General features: G+C 66.6%; 15 protein-coding genes. 12 read left to right on the forward strand and 3 right to left on the reverse strand.

Annotation, left to right across the window (positions count from 1 at the left end):
* The first annotated feature begins 1 nt into the window (after position 1).
* Both V7778_RS10635 and lysS read left to right on the forward strand, forming a co-directional pair.
* A complete protein-coding gene (locus V7778_RS10635; RefSeq protein ID WP_335554971.1) occupies positions 2-664 on the forward strand; it encodes an HAD family hydrolase in 663 nt (220 codons plus the stop codon).
* Positions 665-690: 26 nt separating this feature from the next.
* Positions 691-2,226, forward strand: coding sequence for a lysine--tRNA ligase (gene lysS / locus V7778_RS10640; protein WP_335554972.1), 1,536 nt, complete (start codon positions 691-693; stop codon positions 2,224-2,226).
* A gap of 189 nt (positions 2,227-2,415) precedes the next feature.
* On the opposite strand, the gene ppnN is transcribed toward lysS, so the two are convergent.
* A complete protein-coding gene (gene ppnN, locus V7778_RS10645; protein WP_335554974.1) occupies positions 2,416-3,786 on the reverse strand; it encodes a nucleotide 5'-monophosphate nucleosidase PpnN in 1,371 nt (456 codons plus the stop codon).
* Between the two features lie 314 nt (positions 3,787-4,100).
* Here ppnN and V7778_RS10650 point away from each other — a divergent pair, with 314 nt between their 5' ends.
* Positions 4,101-5,546: a peptide MFS transporter gene (locus tag V7778_RS10650; protein WP_442920715.1), complete on the forward strand. Its 1,446-nt coding sequence runs from the start codon at positions 4,101-4,103 to the stop codon at positions 5,544-5,546.
* A gap of 184 nt (positions 5,547-5,730) precedes the next feature.
* Here the strand turns inward: V7778_RS10650 and V7778_RS10655 are convergent, their stop codons facing one another.
* On the reverse strand, positions 5,731-6,630 hold the full coding sequence (locus tag V7778_RS10655) for a LysR substrate-binding domain-containing protein (RefSeq protein ID WP_335554977.1): 900 nt from the start codon (positions 6,628-6,630) through the stop codon (positions 5,731-5,733).
* 106 nt (positions 6,631-6,736) lie between these two features.
* Between V7778_RS10655 and V7778_RS10660 the strand changes: the two genes are divergently transcribed.
* Positions 6,737-7,660: an NAD-dependent epimerase/dehydratase family protein gene (locus tag V7778_RS10660; protein WP_335554979.1), complete on the forward strand. Its 924-nt coding sequence runs from the start codon at positions 6,737-6,739 to the stop codon at positions 7,658-7,660.
* Positions 7,661-7,837: 177 nt separating this feature from the next.
* On the opposite strand, the gene V7778_RS10665 is transcribed toward V7778_RS10660, so the two are convergent.
* On the reverse strand, positions 7,838-10,111 hold the full coding sequence (locus V7778_RS10665) for an OPT family oligopeptide transporter (RefSeq protein WP_335554981.1): 2,274 nt from the start codon (positions 10,109-10,111) through the stop codon (positions 7,838-7,840).
* A 167-nt stretch (positions 10,112-10,278) separates the two neighbouring features.
* Between V7778_RS10665 and V7778_RS10670 the strand changes: the two genes are divergently transcribed.
* The 8 genes from V7778_RS10670 (at position 10,279) to V7778_RS10705 (ending at position 18,536) form a co-directional block, all read left to right on the forward strand.
* Positions 10,279-12,699 (forward strand): penicillin-binding protein 1A, encoded by a 2,421-nt coding sequence (locus V7778_RS10670; RefSeq protein WP_335554983.1) that lies wholly within the window; start codon positions 10,279-10,281, stop codon positions 12,697-12,699.
* Between the two features lie 107 nt (positions 12,700-12,806).
* Positions 12,807-13,166, forward strand: a complete 360-nt coding sequence (locus tag V7778_RS10675) for a DUF1428 domain-containing protein (protein WP_335554985.1) — start codon at positions 12,807-12,809, stop codon at positions 13,164-13,166.
* Between the two features lie 177 nt (positions 13,167-13,343).
* Positions 13,344-13,736: a phosphonate transporter gene (locus V7778_RS10680; protein WP_335554986.1), complete on the forward strand. Its 393-nt coding sequence runs from the start codon at positions 13,344-13,346 to the stop codon at positions 13,734-13,736.
* Positions 13,733-15,535, forward strand: a complete 1,803-nt coding sequence (locus tag V7778_RS10685; protein WP_335554988.1) for a putative bifunctional diguanylate cyclase/phosphodiesterase — start codon at positions 13,733-13,735, stop codon at positions 15,533-15,535. The genes V7778_RS10680 and V7778_RS10685 overlap by 4 nt, the downstream gene beginning before the upstream one ends.
* 106 nt (positions 15,536-15,641) lie before the next feature.
* Positions 15,642-15,890, forward strand: a complete 249-nt coding sequence (locus tag V7778_RS10690; protein WP_335554990.1) for a hypothetical protein — start codon at positions 15,642-15,644, stop codon at positions 15,888-15,890.
* 202 nt (positions 15,891-16,092) lie between these two features.
* Positions 16,093-16,401, forward strand: a complete 309-nt coding sequence (locus V7778_RS10695; protein ID WP_335554992.1) for a hypothetical protein — start codon at positions 16,093-16,095, stop codon at positions 16,399-16,401.
* Between the two features lie 159 nt (positions 16,402-16,560).
* Positions 16,561-17,565: an HDOD domain-containing protein gene (locus tag V7778_RS10700; protein WP_335554994.1), complete on the forward strand. Its 1,005-nt coding sequence runs from the start codon at positions 16,561-16,563 to the stop codon at positions 17,563-17,565.
* Positions 17,565-18,536, forward strand: a complete 972-nt coding sequence (locus tag V7778_RS10705) for a 5'-nucleotidase (RefSeq protein WP_335554995.1) — start codon at positions 17,565-17,567, stop codon at positions 18,534-18,536. Before V7778_RS10700 ends, V7778_RS10705 begins: the two co-directional genes overlap by 1 nt.
* The last annotated feature ends 80 nt before the right edge of the window (positions 18,537-18,616 follow it).

Consider the following 18,616-nt stretch of genomic DNA (forward strand, 5'->3'; position numbering starts at 1 on the left):
GATGAGGCCCGCAGCACGCGCCTTCGTGTTCGACATGGACGGCACCATCGTCGACAACATGGCCTTCCACACGCGCTCGTGGATCACCTTCTTCGAGCGCCGCGGCAAGGCCGTCGACGCGGACGAGTTCTTCCGCACCACGGCCGGCCGCCAGGGCCAGGAGATCATCCGCTCGCACCTCGAGGCGGAACTGGCCGACGACGAAGTGGCCACCCTGATCCACGAGAAGGAAGGCGTCTACCGCGAACTGTACGCGCCGCACCTGCGCGCAGTGCGCGGCTTCGAAGAGCTGGTCGCCGGCGCCAAGGCCGGCGGCACCCGGCTGGCGGTGGCCACCGCCGCGCCGCCGGCCAATATCGAGTTCACCCTCGACGGCCTGGACCTGCGCCGCCATTTCGACGCGATCGTCGGCGCCGCCGATGTCGCGCGCGGCAAGCCGCATCCGGACGTGTTCCTGGAAGCGGCCCGGCGCTGCGGCGTGGCGCCCGAGCACTGCATCGTGTTCGAGGACGCGCCGCTGGGCGTGGAAGCCGCGCGCCGCGCCGGCATGCGCGCGGTGGTCCTGACGACCACCCTGCCCGCAGCAAGCTTCGAAGAATTCGACAATATCGTGGCCATCGTCAACGACTTCTCCGAGCTGGACGTTGACAGCCTGTTCGCCTGAACAACTTAACAAGAATCGCATCCATCATGACTACGGAAAACCAAGAACAGGCGCCAGTCCCGGCCCTTGACGAGAACAAGATCATGGCCGAGCGCCGCGCCAAGCTGGCTGCGCTGCGCCAGCAGGGCAATCCCTTCCCGAACGACTTCGTCCCCCAGCACAAGGCTGCCGACCTGGTGGAAAGCTACACCGGCAAGACCCGCGAGGAACTCGAGGCAGAGCCGGTCGCCGTGGTGCTGGCCGGCCGCATGATGCTGCGCCGCGAGGCCGGCAAGAAGGCCGCCTTCGCGACCCTACAGGACAGCTCGGGCCCGGCCGCCAGCGGCCGCATCCAGATCTACGTCACGCTCGACAGCGCCGGCGAGGAAGCCATGGAAGCCCTGCGCACCTATGACCTGGGCGACATCCTGGGCGTGGAAGGCACCCTGTTCAAGACCAAGACCGACGAACTGACTGTGAAGGTCACGCAGTTGCGCCTGATCGCCAAGGCCCTGCGTCCGCTGCCGGACAAGTTCCACGGCCTGGCGGACCAGGAGACCAAGTACCGCCAGCGCTACGTCGACCTGATCATGAACGAAGAGACGCGCCGCACCTTCAAGGCCCGTACCGCCGCCATGTCGTCGATGCGCCGCTTCATGGAAAAGAACGGCTTCATGGAAGTCGAGACCCCGATGCTGCACCCGATTCCGGGCGGCGCCGCGGCCAAGCCTTTCGTCACCCACCACAACGCGCTGGACATGGAAATGTACCTGCGCATCGCGCCAGAGCTCTACCTGAAGCGCCTGGTGGTGGGCGGCTTCGACCGCGTGTTCGAAGTCAACCGCAACTTCCGCAACGAAGGCGTTTCGGTTCGCCACAACCCGGAATTCACGATGATGGAATTCTATGCGGCCTACACCGACTACAAGTGGATCATGAACTTCACCGAAGAAGTGATCCGCCAGGCCGCGATCGACGCCCACGGCAGCGCTGTCCTGAGCTATGGCGGCCGCGAGCTGGATTTGTCCAAGCCTTTCCAGCGCCTGACCATCGTCGAGGCGATCGACAAGTACGCGCCCGGCTACACCCCCGAGCAGCTGAACTCGATGGACTTCCTCAAGCAGGAACTACTGAAGTTCGGCGTCAAGCCTTTCGCCACCGCGGGTCTGGGTGCGCTGCAGCTGGCGCTGTTCGAGGAAACCGCCGAGGCCCTGCTGTGGGAACCGACCTTCATCATCGACTACCCGGTCGAAGTGTCGCCCCTGGCGCGCGCCTCGGACACCCGCGAAGGCATCACCGAGCGCTTCGAGCTGTTCATGGTGGGCCGCGAGATCGCCAACGGCTTCTCGGAGCTGAACGACCCTGAAGACCAGGCGGCGCGCTTCCTGTCGCAAGTGGCTGCCAAGGACGCGGGCGACGACGAAGCGATGTTCTACGACGCCGACTACATCCGCGCACTGGAATACGGCATGCCGCCGGCGGGTGGCTGCGGCATCGGCATCGACCGCTTGATGATGCTGATTACGGATTCGCCGAATATCCGGGATGTGCTGCTGTTCCCGCATTTGCGCAAGGAAGACTAAAGCGCCAAGGCGCTAAGTGAAAAAGGCGGCCGTGCATTGCACGGCCGTCTTTTTGTTTGAGTCAACAGCCTATAACCGCACCATGCCCCGTAACCTCAAGACCGTCATACGCGCCACTGGCGCCTACGACTTCCGGCGAAGGCGCCAGTGGCGCGTATGACGGCTCTACAGTAAACGGTGCGAGCGGACTTACTGCACGATCGTATAGCAAGGCGTATACGCCTTCCCCGGCAACTTCATCCTGCTCTGCTCCACGAACGACGCCAGCAGCGCATCCATCGGCCCCATGATCGCGCTCTCGCCCTGGATCTCGTACTTCCCGTACTGCTCGATCGCGCGGATCCCCTCTTCCTTCACATTCCCCGCTACCACGCCCGAGAAGGCCCGGCGCAAATTCGCCGCCAGCATGTGCGACTCCTGCGCGCGGTGCAGCTTCAGGTTGCGCATGTTCTCGTGGGTCGGGCGGAACGGGCGCTGGAATTCCTGGTCGATCTTGAGGCGCCAGTTGAAGTAGTAGGCGTCGCTGTGCGCCTTGCGGTACTCGCGCACCTCCTTGATCCCGGCGTGCATCTCGCGCGCCAGGGCCTCGGGGTCGTCGATGATGATCTTGTAGCGGCGCTGGGCGGCCTCGCCCAGGGTCAGGCCGATGAAGTGATCGATCTGCGCGAAGTACTCGCGCGCCGAGGCGGGGCCGGTGAAGAACAGGGGGAAAGGGATCTCGGCGTTGTCCGGATGGAGCAGGATGCCGAGGATGTACAGGATCTCTTCCGCCGTGCCGGCGCCGCCCGGGAACACCACGATGCCGTGGCCGGTGCGGACAAACGCTTCCAGGCGCTTCTCGATGTCCGGCATGATGACCAGGTCGTTCACGATCGGGTTCGGCGACTCGGCCGCGATGATGCCCGGCTCGGAGATGCCGAGGTAACGGCCGCCGCCCAGGCGCTGCTTGGCGTGGCCGATGGTGGCGCCCTTCATCGGGCCCTTCATGGCGCCCGGACCGCAGCCGGTACAGATGTCGAGCTCGCGCAGGCCCAGCGCGTAGCCGACTTCCTTGGTGTAGTTGTACTCCACGCGGCTGATCGAGTGGCCGCCCCAGCACACCACCAGGTTGGGATTGCGCTGCGGCTGCAGCACGTTGGCGTTGCGCAGGATGTGGAAGACCGCGTCGGTGATCCCGTCGGTGCGGCTCATGTCGAATTTGGGATTGTCGGTGACGTCGAAGTGGACGTACACGATATCGCGCAGCACGGCGAACAGGTGCTCGTGGATACCCTTGATCATCTTGCCGTCGACGAAGGCGTGCGCCGGGGCGCCGCGGATGTCGAGCTTGATGCCGCGCTCGCGCTGCAGGATGCTGATGTCGAAGCTGGCGTAGCGCTCCATCAGCTCCTTGCCGTCATCGATGTCGCTGCCGCTGTTCAGGACAGCCAGCGCGCACTTGCGAAAAATGTCATACAGGCCGGCCTTGCTGGTGTCGAGCAGCTTGGCCACCTCCGCCTTGGACAGCACTTCCAGGCGGCCTTCCGGGGAAATCAGCGTATCGACTACATCATGGGTCATGGTGTTGTTTTCCTTTTCTCTACTGTCAAACGAGCCGATGAAGACAGGCCTGAGAGGCAATATACGCCAAAGTGCAACATTTTGTCTGCCCTGCGCGCCGGGTCCGTGCGCCTGCGTGCGCGCGTATTAACACAGCTGGAAAAAATTCGCTTGCGCTAACAAATATGCACTAGAATGCGTGCCTATTGGAATTCTCGGCACGCCGATCGTCCATATACCTATCCATCGAGACAAAACATTATTTCGGGAGGAACCGCATGAGCGGTGCTGCTACTTCACCTGCCAAGGGACCGATCCCAGAATTCAAACAGATCATGGGCCATCCAGCTCCGCTGTGGATGCTGTTCATGACTGAATTCTGGGAGCGCTTCGCTTTCTACGGCATCCGTTGGGCCCTGGTGCTCTACATCGTCGCCCAGTTCTACGGCGGCGACGCGGTCGGCCAGGCCGACGCCAACCTGACCTACGGTTCCTACCTCGCGCTGGTCTACGCCGGCGCCGTCCTCGGCGGCTACGTGGCCGACCGCGTCATCGGCTACCAGCGCTCGATCATCGTCGGCGCGATCTTCATGGCGGCCGGCCTGTTCATGATCACCCTCCCCGATCCGGAGATCTTCAAGCTCGGCCTGGCCACCATCATCGTCGGCAACGGCATGTTCAAGCCGAACATCTCGGCCATGGTCGGACAGCTGTATTCGATCGACGACACCCGCCGCGATTCCGGCTTCACCATCTTCTACATGGGCATCAACGCCGGCGCCTTCTTCGCACCGATCGTGACCGGCGAACTCGCCGAGCGCCTCAGCGATGGCGCTGTCCCTGCCTACAAGGCCGTGTTCTTCGCCGCCGGCATCGGCATGCTGCTGGCACTGGTGTGGTTCTACATCGGCCGCAAGCAGCTCAAGGGCATCGGTGCGCCGGTCGGCGAACTGGCCAGCCCGAAGCGCCTGCTCGGCGTGATCGTCGGCTCGCTGGTCGTGATTCCGGTCGTGTACCTGCTGCTGCGCGCCGGTGCCGCCAACCTGCAGATCGTCCTGTCGATCATGTTCGTGATCCTGGCCCTGATGCTGATCGTCGAAGGCGTCCGCGAGGGCAAGGTGTCGCGCGACAAGACCATCGCCATGATGATCATCTTCTTCTTCAACATCCTGTTCTGGTGCTTCTTCGAGCAGGCCGGCAGTTCCTTCACCTTCCTGGCCGATCAGATCGTCAACCGTAACATCGGCGGCTGGGAGATGCCGGTCGCCTACTTCCAGTCGGTGAACTCGGTCGCAATCATCCTGCTTGCGCCGGTGATCGCCACCATCTGGGTCGCGATGGGCAAGCGCAACGTCAACCCGTCGATCCCGCGCAAATTCGGCCTGGGCATCATCATCAACGGCCTGGCCTTCGGCCTGCTGATGTACGCGCTGTCGCAGCTGCTGGACCCGGTCGGCCAGATCCCGGCCTGGACCCTGCTGGCGGTGTACACGATCCAGTCGATCGGTGAGCTGTGCCTGTCTCCGATCGGCCTGTCGATGGTCACCAAGCTGGCCCCGACCCGCCTGGTCGGCCTGGGCATGGGTGGCTGGTTCCTGTCGACCGGTATCGGCAACAACCTGTCGGGCATCTTCGCCTCGCACGTGTCCGGCGAAAGCGGCATGTCGGTGGCCTCGGCGCTGGACGGCTACACCTCGGGCTTCTGGATCCTGCTGGGCGGCGGCGTGCTGCTGTTCCTGATCGCACCGCTGATCCAGAAACTGATGCATGGCGTGAAGTAAGCGGGTTTTGCTTCTCATGAAAACGGCAGCCTGCGTGGCTGCCGTTTTTGTTGGTGGGTGCGGTGCGAACTTGGGTCCCGGCCTTCGCCGGGATGACGGCGCATGGATCAGCTTTGAAAGCACACGCTCATTCAGCACGTCGTACGCGCCACTGGCGCCTACGACTTCCGGCCCAGCCCGAAACTCACACCTTCTCCAGCGACGCCCGCATCTCCGCCATCTCCCCCACCATCCACTCCCTGAAACGCCGCACCTTGAGCATATGCTCCTTGTGCGGATTGACCAGGAACTTGTAGCCGTTCCCGAAGGGCGCGCTGCGGCAGGGAATCTGCCTGAGCGCCCCGGACGCGATGTCCTGGAACGCGATCCCGTAGGGGACCAGCGCCACCCCTTGCCCCGCCACGGCCGCCTGCACCAGCACGCCCCAGTGGCTGTAGCCGCGCGAGAAATCGTACTTGCCCTTGAGCGCCTTGTTCTCGTTGAGCAGCTGCAGCCAGGCCTCGGGCGAGGTTTCCACCAGCAGGCGGCAGTGCGGCAGGTCGGCCAGGGTGAGATCGGCCTGCCCCGGCGCCAGCAGCTCCGGGCTGTAGACGGGCACCAGGCGTTCGCGGAACAGGGTCGCCGGATCGCCTTCGCGCACCGGGCCGTAGCGGACCGCGACGTCGGTGCTGTCGGCCTGCAGATCGACCGGCGCGTCGTTCGAGTCGATGCGGATGTCCAGCTCCGGATACAGCTTGGTGAAGCGGTGCATGCGCGGCACCAGCCACTTGATCGCGAACGAGTGCGTGGTCGAGATGCGCAGCACCGACTCCTCGTCGCCGCGCTGCAGCGCCGCCACCTTGGCCCGCAGGTCGCCCAGCATGCGTCCGGTGGCGACCGCCAGCTCCTGGCCCTTTTCGGTCAGGGCGATGTGGCGCGGATGGCGCACGAACAGCGGAAAACCGATGTTTTCCTCGAGCTGCTTGACCTGCAGGCTGACCGCCGCCGGGGTCTTGTGCAGTTCGCGCGCGGCCAGCTTGAAGCTGCCCCAGCGGGCAGCGCACTCGAAGTCGATCAGCCCCGAAAGGCTGCGTAAAGGCTTCATGGCTGCCCCATGCATAAAAATTTCTTATTCAATACCTGTACTTTTTCTAGGTTGAAGGAAGGAAGCTCCAGAAAATACAATATAGCCGAACACACAAGGAAAAGTCATGACCAAGAATATTTTGGTGATCGGTGGCACCCGCTTTTTCGGCAAACTGCTGGTGCAACGCCTGTTATTGGCCGGCCACCGTGTGACAATCGCGACACGGGGCTATGCGCCCGACCCTTTCGGCGAGCGCATCACCCGCGTGCGCGTCGACCGCCGCAACGAATCCGCCATGCGCGCCGCCTTCGGCAATGCGCGCTTCGACATCGTCTACGACCAGATGTGCTATTCGCCGCTCGACGCGGCGATCTCGGTGCGCGTCTTCGGCGGCCGCGTTGGACGCTACGTCATGGCCTCGACCATCGACATCTACCGCGAACTGGCGCCGCCCGGCCGCCCCTTCGCCGAGCGCGACCTGAACGTGCACGCCCAGCCGATCGACGTCGGCTACCCATGGCACGATCCGGCGCGCGCGGTCGAGAGTTATGTATGTGGCAAGATCCAGGCCGAGGCCTATCTCTACCGCGACGGCAGCCTGCCGACCGTCACCGTGCGCCTGGCCCACGTGCTGGGCGGACCTGACGACTTCACCGGCCGCCTGGCCCACTACGTCGACCTGGTGCGCCTGCGCGCCGCGCTGCCTTACTCGAACGTCCAGGCCGAGGTCTCCTTCATGCAGGCCAAGGAAGCGGCCAACTTCCTGATGTGGGCGGGCGAGCAGTCCTTCACCGGCCCGGTCAACGCGGCCGCCGATGGTCCGCTGTCGGCATTCGCCCTGCATGCCCGCGTGGCGAAGGCGCTCGACGAGGACGCCTTCCCGCGCCAGGCTGCGCAGGTCGCGGCGCCCGGGGTGCTGTCGCCCTTCGATTTTCCGTCGGCGCTGGTGCTCGATACCGCCCGGGCCAAATCGCTTGGCTACCGGTTCGGGCATACGAACGACTGGATCGATGTGGTGATTCGGCAGCACGATCTGGCGTACGTGTAGGATCCCGGACGCAAACTTGGGTCCCCGCCTGCGCGGGGATGACGTTCGAGACAAGCAGGCCGCGATCGATTCCGTCAGTCCGCTACCTTGATACGTCATCCCCGATAAGGCGGGAACCAAGTTCCCCAGCAAGCCACCAAGGCAAAAAAAGCCGGCAATCGCCGGCTTTTCTACAACTTAGTTCTTCTCAGGCTTCTCCCGCGCCACCCACCACAGCAGCAGGATGATCGCCGCATATGGTATCAAGGTGAGCACGTGCGCATCCGGCCCCGCGAAGAAGGGATTCGACGCTTCCGCCCACTTCGTCATGTCGCCGTCGAAGCTGGTCAGCACGCCCGCGGTGATCGCGATGATGATGCCCGCCAGCGCGCCGCCGGCGATGTAGCCCGAGGCCAGCAGGGTTCCGGCGCTGCGGTCGCCCGCCGCCTGGCACTGCTCCGGCGTCAGCTTCTCGTACTGCGGCAAGCCATTGTTGCGGCGGTCGACGATCCAGCGCAGCAGGCCGCCGACGGCGATCGGCAGGGTCGATACCAGCGGCAGGTAGACGCCCACGGTGAAGGCCAGCGAGGCGATACCCGCCATCTCCAGCACCACCGAGATCATCACGCCGAACAGCACCAGGGTCCAGGGCAGTTCCTGGTCCAGGATGCCCTTGATGATGTAGGACATCAGCACCGCCTTGGGCGCGTCGTATTTCTTGACCTCGGTGCCGTCCGGGCGGGTCTTGTGGGTGCCGTTGATGCCCGGGTCGACCAGGTAGACCGGCTTGCCGTCGTCGGCCACCAGGTATTTGCCCGCCGGGCCGCCCACCGTGTCGGTCTTTTGCCAGACCTTATAGGTGTTCTTGTCGCTCTCGGCCTGCGGACCCTGCAGCTGGGCGGTCTGGGTCAGCTTCGAGGCGTCGACCGTCAGGCCCGGCGCGACCTGGGCCGCCGGCACGTAGACGGTGCCGGCGTCGTTCAGCTTGAGCAGGATCGGTCCGAGGATCAGGGCCGAGGCGAAGGCGCCGCACAGGATCGCGTACTGCTGCAGGCGCGGCGTCGAGCCGACCAGGAAGCCGGTCTTCAGGTCTTGCGAGGTGGTGCCGGCGTTGCTGGCGGCGATGCAGACGATGGCGCCGACCGACAGCGCGGTCACGTAGTACTGGCCGCCGGTCCAGCCCATCACCAGGAAGATCAGGCAGGTAAACAGCAAGGTGGCCACCGCCATGCCCGAGATCGGGTTCGAGGACGAGCCCACTTCGCCCGTCAGGCGCGAGGACACGGTGGCGAACAGGAAGCCGAACACCAGGATAAGCAGCGCGCCCAGCAGGTTCATGTGCAGGGGCGTGGCGACGGTGATGATGGCGATGATGGCCAGGCAGCCGATCACGACCCACTTCATCGGGATGTCGCGGTCGGTGCGGCTCGAGGTGTCGCCGGCGGCAGGATTGGATTTCACTGAGTTGCTCATGCCGGCCAGGCCCGAGGACAGGCTCTTCCAGATCATCGGCATCGAACGCACCAGCGAGATCAGGCCGGCCGCGGCCACGGCGCCCGCGCCGATGTAGAGCACATACGCGTTTCGGATGTCGTCCGGCGACATGTCGCGGATCAGGGTGGTGCCCGGCGCCAGCGGCACGGTGAGCAGATCGCCGAAGAACTTGATCATCGGGATCAGGAGCAGGTAGGACAGCACCCCGCCCGCCGCCATGGTGAAGGCGATGCGCGGGCCGATGATGTAGCCCACGCCCAGCAGTTCGGGCGAGACCTCGGCGCCGGCGGAGCCGCCCTTGAGCGGCGCGCCGAACTCGAAGTTGACGGTGTCCTTCCAGCCCTTGAGCGACACGCTCAGGGTCTTGTACAGCAGGCCGATGCCGAAGCCGCCGAAGATGATGGCGGCGCGCCGCTTGGCGTCGCGCACGGCGTCGGAATCCGATTCCAGCGCCTCGCCCGCGGCTTCGCGCGAGACATTGGTGGCGGCCGCCTTCAGCACCTCGGCGCAGGCCGTCCCTTCCGGGTACTTCAGCTCATTGTGCTTGTCGACGATCATGGTGCGGCGCATCGGGATCATCATCAGGATGCCCAGCAGGCCGCCCAGCACGCCCACCAGCATCACGCGCGAGATCTCCAGGTCGAAGCCCAGGATCAGGATCGCCGGCATGGTCACGCCCAGGCCGAAGGCCAGCGATTCGCCGGCCGAACCGGCGGTCTGCGTGATGCTGTTCTCGAGGATGGTCGACTCGCGCGCGCCGAACTTGCGCGCCACGCCGAACAGGGTGATCGCGATGACCGCGACCGGAATCGAGGCCGACACCGTGAGGCCGACCTTCAGCACCAGGTACAGGGAGGAGGCGCCGAACACCATGCCCAGCACCACGCCCATGATCAGGGCGCGGACGGTGAATTCGGGCAGGCGGGCGTTGGCCGGAATGTAGGGCTTGAACCCGGCCGGGTTCGGATCGTAAGGCATCTGCGTTCTTCCTTCGTTGCACACGGGGTTCACCTTGCTAGGGAGAACCTGAAAGCGTGAATATCGCACATGCCGATATGGAATGAAAGCGGATTATAATCCGCCCACGAATCGGCAACGAAGCGGCTAGAGGCGCCCTCGCCCGGCCCCACCACGAAAGATCCGCAGTGACCAAGACCAAGAAGACGGCCGCGCGGCCCGCCAGCCGCGTGCGCATTTTCCTCCTCGTCGCCCTCGGCGCCGTGCTGCTCGCCGGCGGCGGGGCCGCCGCCTACCTGATGACGGCGATCATGCCGAACGTGCCCGCCATCGACGCGGTCACCGACTACCGGCCCAAGATCCCGCTGCGTATCTATACCGCCGACAATGTGCTGATCGGGCAGTTCGGGGTCGAGCACCGCGACTTCGTGCCGATCGCGAGGATCCCGCCGCTGATGAAGAAGGCCCTGCTGGCGATCGAGGACACGCGTTTCTACGAACACGGCGGCATCGACTGGATCCGCGCCGCGGGCGCCGCGAAATCCAACCTGGGCGGCGGATTCCGCCAGGGCGCCTCGACCATCACCATGCAGGTGGCGCGCAACTTCTTCCTGTCGCGCGAGAAGGTCATCTCGCGCAAGCTCACCGAGATCGCCCTCGCCTACAAGATCGAGGACGCGCTCACCAAGGACCAGATCCTCGAGCTGTACATGAACCAGATCTACCTGGGCCAGCGCGCCTACGGCTTCTCGAGCGCGGCGCGCAGCTACTTCGGCAAGACCCTGGACGGGCTCTCGCTGGCCGAGATCGCGATGCTGGCCGGCCTGCCGCAGAACCCGGCGCGCCACAACCCGGTCGCCAACTTCAAGCGCGCCGAGCAGCGCCAGCACGCGGTGCTCAAGCGCTTGCTGGAACTGGGCGAAATCACCGGCAGCCAGTACCGCCAGGCCCTGGCCGAGCCGCTGCGCATCAAGCGCGACGCCGGCCAGCGCTACGATACCCACGCCGACTACGTGGCCGAACTGGCGCGCCAGGTGGTCTACGAGCAGTTCAAGGAAGAAGCCTACACGCGCGGCATCACGATCACCACCACGATCCTGGCGGCCGAGCAGGAAGCCGCCTACGATTCGGTGCGCCGCAACGTGATCGCCTACGACCAGCGCCATGGCTACCGCGGCCCCGAGGCGCGCATCGAACTGCCGGAAGATCCCGAGGAACGCGAGGAAGCCATCGTCGAGGCCTTGCAGAAGCGTCCGTCCAGCGACGGCCTGGTGCCTGCGCTGGTGCTCGCCGCGACGCCCAAGGAAGTCCGTGTCGAGACGCTCGAAGGCGAAGAGATCGTCATCAGGGACGCCGGCCTGAAGTTCGCCGCGCGCGGACTGTCCGAGAAGGCCCCGCCCGCGCACCGGATCACGCCGGGCGCCATCATCCGTATCAGCAAGCTGGAAAAAGGCGACTGGTCGATCGCCCAGGTGCCCCAGGTGGCCGCGGCCTTCGTCGCCATTGACGCCGACACCGGCGCCTACCACGCGCTGGTGGGCGGCTTCGACTACAATCTGCAAAAGTTCAACCACGTCACCCAGGCCTGGCGCCAGCCGGGTTCCGCCATCAAGCCCTTCGTGTATTCGGCGGCGCTCGAAAAAGGCTATTCGCCCGCCACCCGCATCCTCGACGAACCGCTCGAGCTGCCGGGCGGCGAGGACGGCGAGCCGTGGACGCCGCAGAACGACGACGGCGTGTTCGACGGCATCGTCACCATGCGCTCCTCGCTGGCGAAGTCGAAGAACGTGCCCACCGTGCGCCTCTTGCGCGCCCTGGGTACCGACTACAGCCACGAATGGCTGGGCCACTTCGGTTTCGATCCGGCGCGCCACGCGAAGAACCTGACCCTGGCCCTGGGTACCGGCGCGGTCACCCCGCTCCAGATGGCCGGCGCCTACGCCGTCTTCGCCAACGGCGGCTACCGCGTCAAGCCTTATCTGATTGCCAAGATCCAGGACGGTAACGGCGCCGTCATCTTCGAAGCCAGGCCGCCCAGGGCGAAGCAGGAGGAAGCGCGCGTGATCACGGCGCGCAACGCCTTCGTCTCGGACAGCATGCTGCGCGACGTGACCCGCTACGGCACCGGCGCCGCCGCCACCCAGCGCCTGGGGCGCGGCGACATCGCCGGCAAGACCGGCACCACCAGCGACGCCTTCGACGGCTGGTTCGCGGGCTATGGCGGCAACGTGGTGGCGGTGGCCTGGATGGGCTACGACGAGCCGCGTTCGCTGGGCGGCAAGGAATTCGGCGCCACCCTGGCGCTGCCGATCTGGATCGACTACATGAAGGTGGCGCTGGCCAAGCGCCCCGAGGAAGAGCGGGTGGCGCCGGAAGACGTGATGCGCGACGGCGAGGACTGGGTTTATCCGGAATTCGTCGATGCACCCGAACTGCGCGGCATCGACCTCGACCAGGCCGCGCCGCCGGAACCGGAACTCGAACCGGAGGGCAGCCAGGCCCCCAATGCGCCGGATGCGCCGCCCGCCCCGCCCGCCCCGATCACGCCGCCCGCCCCGCCGGCCGCGCCGCCGCCACAGGCCGCGCCGGTCAACAACCGTCTTTTTTGAGGTAAGCTAAACGTTTCCGGCCTCGGTCCGAGCGCCGGAAACTTTGCGGGCCGCCTGCTGGTCTGTACAGGGACGGTCCATCTTCAGCTGACCACGAGGAGACACACATGGCTTATGTCGACGGCTTCATCGTTCCCCTACCCAAATCCAACATCGAGGCCTACCGTGCAATGGCCACCAAGGCCGGCCAGGTCTGGCGCGAACACGGCGCCCTGCAGTTCCGCGAGTGCATCGGCGACGACGTCAAGCCGGGCAAGCTCACTTCCTTCCCGCAAGCCGTCAACCTGGAGGAAGGCGAAACGGTCGTGTTCTCGTGGATCGTCTACGCGTCGCGCGCCCACCGCGACGAAGTCAACGACAAGGTCATGAAGGATCCGCGCATGGCCGAGATGATGCAGCCCGGGGCCATGCCTTTCGACGGCAAGCGCATGGTGTATGGCGGATTCGAGGTACTGGTCGACCTGTAGCGGCCGCGAACGAGACGCAAGGGCGGCGCGGAACAAGGCGCCACAAGGCGCCACAAGGCGCCACAAGGCGATAAAAATGTCACAGACGGAGCACGTCCATTTGACACCGATGCTGCCCGCATGCCAACATCTATTTCTCACAATCAACCGCCAGCCCAGCTGGCTGCGAGTTTTTCCATGACCGCCACGCCGCTCACCTTCGACACCCCCGACCTGGCCGCCCACCTGGATCGATGCAGCACCGGGGAGCTCGACCAGCTCGACTTCGGCGTGATCGGCTTCGACGCCGACACCAATGTCCATCTCTACAACGCCTTCGAGTCGAAAGCCGCCGGGCTCTCGCCCGAGCGCGTGCTCGGGCAGCCGCTGTTTACCAGCGTCGCACCTTGCATGAACAACTTCATGGTGGCGCAACGCTTCGAGGATGCCGAGGCCGAAGGCGCGGAACTCGACGCCACCATCGACTACGTCCTGACCTTGCGCATGCGCCCGGTCAAGGTGGCGCTGCGGCTGCTGGCCGGGCCCGGCCGCGCCAACCGCTACGTCCTGGTCCAGCGCCACATCGCATGAGCCGCGAGACAAGCCGGGAAATGAGCTGCGACGCGCCCGCCGAGACGCCCCATTCCGGCGCCGACTACGAGGCGCTGATCCACTTCCTGTACCGCGCGCCGGTCGGGCTGGCCCAGACCACCCTCGACGGCGCCGTCGAGATGGTCAACCCCATGGCGTCGAACCTGCTGATGCCGGTGGCGCCGTCCGCAGCGCTGGACAACATGTTCACCGTGCTGGACGGGCTGGTCCCGGACCTGCGCGCCCGGGTCGAGGCCTGGGCCGGACCGTCCGGCGTGATCGTGGACGGCCTGCGCCTGCCGCTGCCGAGCGCGCGCAAGGCCCCGAATGCAGTCCAGGTGCTCTCCCTGAGCCTGATGAAGCTGGACCCGGAGCGCCTGATGTTCATGGTCGCCGACGCCACCCTGGAAGTGCAGCGCGAGAAGGACACCTTGTCGCGGCGCCTGCGCAGCGCCGCCCGCACCGACGCGCTCACGCGCATGCCCAACCGCGACGCGGTGCGCGAGGAGGTCGGGCGCCTGATGGCCCTCCGGCCAGCCGATGGCGCATGCTTTGCCGTCCTCCTGCTGAACGCGGACCGCTTCCGCCAGGTCAACGACAACCTGGGCCAGGCGCTGGGCGACGAACTGCTGGTGCACATGGGCGAACGCATCCGCGGCGCCCTGCGCCCGCCCAGCGACCACTTCGATCCGCTGGGTCGCGGGGGCCAGCTGGCGGCGCGCATCGGCGGCGACGAGTTCGTGGTGGTCCTGGACGGCATGCGTTCGCGCGAAGACGCCGAGCGGGTCGCGGCGCGCCTGCTCGAGGCCGTCGCGCGGCCCTACCTGATCGACGGCCACGACGTGGTCTGCGGCGCCAGCCTGGGCCTGGCCTGGGGCGCCGGCGCCGCCGCCACGCCCGACGAAGTGCTGCGCGACGCCGGCATCGCGATGGTCGAAGCCAAGCGCGCCGGCGGCGGCCGCCAGTGCCTGTTCGAGCAGGGCATGCGCGAGCGGGCCGCGCGCCGCGCCGGCATCGAGGGCGAGCTGCGCCAGGCTCTTCTCGAGGATCAGCTGTTCGTGGTCTACCAGCCGGTGGTCGGCATGCTGCCCGACGGCGGCATCGACCACGCGGCCGGAGTCGAAGCCCTGGTGCGCTGGCGCCACCCCCAGCGCGGCGTCGTGCCGCCCCTCGAGTTCATCGGGGTGGCCGAGGAGAGCGGGCTGATCGGCGCGCTGGGCGACTTCGTGCTGGAGCGCGCCTGCCGCGATTTCCTCGACTGGCGCGCGCGCCTGGGCGAACAGGCGCCGCGCCTGGTCGCGGTCAACCTGTCGCGCGCCCAGCTCAGCCAGCAGGGCTGGATCGCGCATGTGGCGCGCATCCTGCACGACACCGGCATGCCGGCCGCCGCCTTGCAGCTCGAAATCACCGAAAGCCTGGCGGCCCAGGACCAGGACGTCCAGCAGCGCCTGCACGAACTCAAGGCCCTCGGCATCAAGCTGGCCCTGGACGATTTCGGCACCGGCTATTCCTCGCTCTCGAGCCTGCACCTGCTGCCCGTGGACACGGTCAAGATCGACCGCTCCTTCGTGAGCCAGGCCGACACCAGCCACCACCACCAGGTCCTGATCGAAGCGACGGTCAAGGTGGCGCAAAGCCTGGGCATGCAGACCGTGGCCGAGGGCATCGAGACGCCTTCGCAGGCCGGCGTGGTGCGCTCCCATTCCTGCACCAAGGCCCAGGGCTACTTCTACAGCCGGCCGCTCGCGTCCAGCGACCTGCTGGCCTGGCTGGCCGAGCGCCAGGGTATGGCAAGCTGAACAGAATGTGAGGCCGGTCCTACACGTGTTGCTGGATTACTCCTATTTCGTGTGCGCTGCCGCGCTCCCATGATGGCGGCACCCATCCATCACCCAAGGAGAATTCATGAAGCACAGCATCCAGGGCGCAGTCGCCGTGGGCCTGAGCGCCATCCTGCTCGCCGCCTGCACCACCACCGGCAACTCCGGCAGCGCCAGCGGCTCGAGCAGCACCTCGGCCACCGGCTCGTCGACCGTGGAGTCGAGCACGAATGCCACCGGCGCGACCGGCCCTGCGGGCACGGTCAACAATACCGATTCGACCGGCAGCAGCGCGACCAGCACCAACAGCAGCACGACCGGCACCGGACGCTGAACGTCCCGCAAGGTTTCGAAGACGGCCACTACGGTGGCCGTCGCCGTTTCCGGTCTGCGCGCCGGAAACAAAAACTTCGAGTAGGCAATCATTCCGGGAGAACGTGAGTTCCTTCCTACATGCGATCTCGCTCCGATCCTATTTCATGCGCCTGCAGCGCTCCGCATGATGAGAGGACCAACCCCAACCCAAGGAGAATACGATGAAACAATACCAAGGTGTGCTGCTGGGTGGCCTGATGGCCCTGGCCCTGGCGGCCTGCAGCTCCACCGGCGACAACATGGACAGCACCAGCGGCACCAGCAGCAGCGCGACCACGAGCAGCAGCACCGCCCCGAGCGCGACGGGTTCCACCAGCGGCAGCAGCTCGACCTGGGGCACCGGCACCTCGTCCGGCACCGGCGCGACCACCCCACCGCCTGTCGGCGCGTCCAGCACCACCACGATGCCGCCGGCCACCACGCCGCCAACCACGACCGATCCGCAAGCGACCGATCCGAACCGCCGCTGAGCGTCCATCGCATTGCCTCTCCTGGCCGGCCCATCCGGCCTTCCAGGCCCGGCGCCGGAGTCGACTCTTGCGCCGGGTTTGTTCCATCCAGCACGGTCCACGCTCGCGCCCGGGTTAGAATGGCCCCATGCCATCCGCCCCGACCATTCCCGCCGCACGATGAAGAGCTGGCTCGCACGCCTGTTCGGCAGCGCGTCCGGCACCGCACCCGGCACCGCACCCGCGCCTGAACCGCGGGTTCCGGCCTCCGCCGCTCCTGCCGCGCCGGCTTCAGCGGACTCGGACCCGGTTTCCGGCGAGGCGCTCGACCTGGCTTTCTTCCATTGGCTCGCTGGCCCCTGCGCCGTGCCCGCCCTCCCCGGCGGCGCCCTGGTACTGGACGAACTCGGACGCCTGCAAGCCCGCCCCGACGCCGCGGCGGAACTGGTGCCGCGCGTGCCGGCCGTGATTCCACAGCTCCTGCGCAGCCTGCGCGACGAGGCCAGCACGGCCGCCGGCCTGGCGCGCCAGGTGGCGCAAGACCCGGTGCTGGTCGCCGAAGTCATCCGCGAAGTCAACAGCCCCTGGTACCGCCCCGCCACGCCTGTGCGCAATATCGAAGGCGCGTTGCTGCTGCTCGGCCAGAACGGCTTGCGCATGCTGCTCGCGCGGGTCGCCTTCCGGCCTGTGATCGGGTCGCAGGCCGGCCAGCTCGCGCGCCAGCTCGCGCCGGCGCTGTGGAGCCAGTCCGAGAAATGCGCCCTGGCCGCCTCGCTGCTGGCGCCTTATCACGGCGCCGATCCCTTCGAAGCGTATCTGGCGGGCCTGATGCGCAACGTCGGCCTGGTGGTGGCGCTGCGGGTGGCCGACCAGGTGCTGCCCGGCGGCGCGCTGCCGGATGACGAGGCCTTCATGGCCTCGCTGCTGGCCGCAGCCCGTCCGCTGTCGGCGCGCATCGCCGCGGCCTGGGACCTCCCGGCCACCGTCGCCGCGGCCATCGAAGGCGGCGATTCTTCCCAGCCGCCTGTCCTTGCCTTGTCACGGGCACTGGCGGCCGGCGACCGCCTGGCCAAGCTGCGCCTGCTGGCCGACGCCGCCCAGCCGGGCTTCGTGCGCAGCGCTGGCGCCCTGGCCCCGCGCGAGCGCCAGGTATTCGACCAACTCCAGGCTCCCGAGGACGACTGATGCCCTTTCCCATCGAGCAGAAACTCGTGATCGGGGTCGCCTCCAGCGCCCTGTTCGACCTGTCCGAATCGCACCAGGTCTATGTGCAGGAAGGTCCGGAGGCCTACCGCGGCTACCAGGAACGCCATCTCGACGTCCTGCTCGGCAAGGGAGTCGCCTTTCCCTTCATCCGGCGCTTCCTGAACATCAACAAGTACTACCCGCGCCAGTCGCCGGTCGAAGTCGTGCTGTTCTCGCGCAATTCGCCCGAGACGGGTTTGCGCGTGATGCGCTCGATCGCCCATTACGGCCTGGACATCTCGCGCGCCGCCTTCATGAACGGGAAGTCGCCCTACGCCTACCTGCCGGCCTTCAACGCCTCGCTATTCCTGAGCGCGCACGAGGAGGACGTCCGGAGCGCCATCGCCGTCGACTACCCGGCCGGGCTGGTGCTGCCTTCGCGCATCGCCGACGACGAGGACGACGTGGAACTGCGCGTGGCCTTCGACTTCGACGGCGTGCTGGCCGACGACGAATCCGAGACCGTCTTCAAGCGCAACAACGACCTGGGCGAGTTCCACGCCCACGAGACCCTGCACATGGCGCGTCCGCACCAGCCCGGGCCGCTGGCCGGCATGTTCCAGAAGCTGGCCATGATGCAGCGCCTGGAAGACCGCGCCCAGCGCCGCGACCCGGACTACCGCAAGATCGTGCGTATCGCCATCATCACCGCCCGCAGCGCGCCCGCGCATGAGCGCGTGGTCACGACCCTGAAGAGCTGGGGCGTCTCGGCCGACGAGACCTTCTTTTTGGGCGGCATGGACAAGGCGCGGGTGCTCTCGGTGTTCAAGCCGCACATCTTCTTCGACGACCAGCTCACCCACCTCAAGGCCGCGCCGGGCGGCACCATCCCCATGGTCCACGTGCCTTTCGGCATCGCCAACCGGCGCACGGGCGCCGAGGACGCGGGCCGGCCCGGCATCGCCGCTTGAGCGCCGACCCGCGATTGTCCCGCCCACCAGGAAGCTCGGTGCGCCGACGCACGGAGCGCGGCACCGCTGCAAGCTAGGGT

This window comes from Massilia sp. DD77, assembly GCF_036961685.1.
GTDB lineage: Bacteria > Pseudomonadota > Gammaproteobacteria > Burkholderiales > Burkholderiaceae_D > Telluria.

Coding starts and splice junctions, on each gene's coding strand:
- V7778_RS10665 (WP_335554981.1), bottom strand. CDS start 10,111: ATGCCTTACGATCCGAACCCGGCCGGGTTCAAGCCCTACATTCCGGCC.
- V7778_RS10650 (WP_442920715.1), top strand. CDS start 4,101: ATGGGCCATCCAGCTCCGCTGTGGATGCTGTTCATGACTGAATTCTGG.
- V7778_RS10675 (WP_335554985.1), top strand. CDS start 12,807: ATGGCTTATGTCGACGGCTTCATCGTTCCCCTACCCAAATCCAACATC.
- ppnN (WP_335554974.1), bottom strand. CDS start 3,786: ATGACCCATGATGTAGTCGATACGCTGATTTCCCCGGAAGGCCGCCTG.
- V7778_RS10690 (WP_335554990.1), top strand. CDS start 15,642: ATGAAGCACAGCATCCAGGGCGCAGTCGCCGTGGGCCTGAGCGCCATC.
- V7778_RS10685 (WP_335554988.1), top strand. CDS start 13,733: ATGAGCCGCGAGACAAGCCGGGAAATGAGCTGCGACGCGCCCGCCGAG.
- V7778_RS10700 (WP_335554994.1), top strand. CDS start 16,561: ATGAAGAGCTGGCTCGCACGCCTGTTCGGCAGCGCGTCCGGCACCGCA.
- V7778_RS10655 (WP_335554977.1), bottom strand. CDS start 6,630: ATGAAGCCTTTACGCAGCCTTTCGGGGCTGATCGACTTCGAGTGCGCT.
- V7778_RS10660 (WP_335554979.1), top strand. CDS start 6,737: ATGACCAAGAATATTTTGGTGATCGGTGGCACCCGCTTTTTCGGCAAA.
- V7778_RS10695 (WP_335554992.1), top strand. CDS start 16,093: ATGAAACAATACCAAGGTGTGCTGCTGGGTGGCCTGATGGCCCTGGCC.
- V7778_RS10635 (WP_335554971.1), top strand. CDS start 2: ATGAGGCCCGCAGCACGCGCCTTCGTGTTCGACATGGACGGCACCATC.
- lysS (WP_335554972.1), top strand. CDS start 691: ATGACTACGGAAAACCAAGAACAGGCGCCAGTCCCGGCCCTTGACGAG.
- V7778_RS10705 (WP_335554995.1), top strand. CDS start 17,565: ATGCCCTTTCCCATCGAGCAGAAACTCGTGATCGGGGTCGCCTCCAGC.
- V7778_RS10680 (WP_335554986.1), top strand. CDS start 13,344: ATGACCGCCACGCCGCTCACCTTCGACACCCCCGACCTGGCCGCCCAC.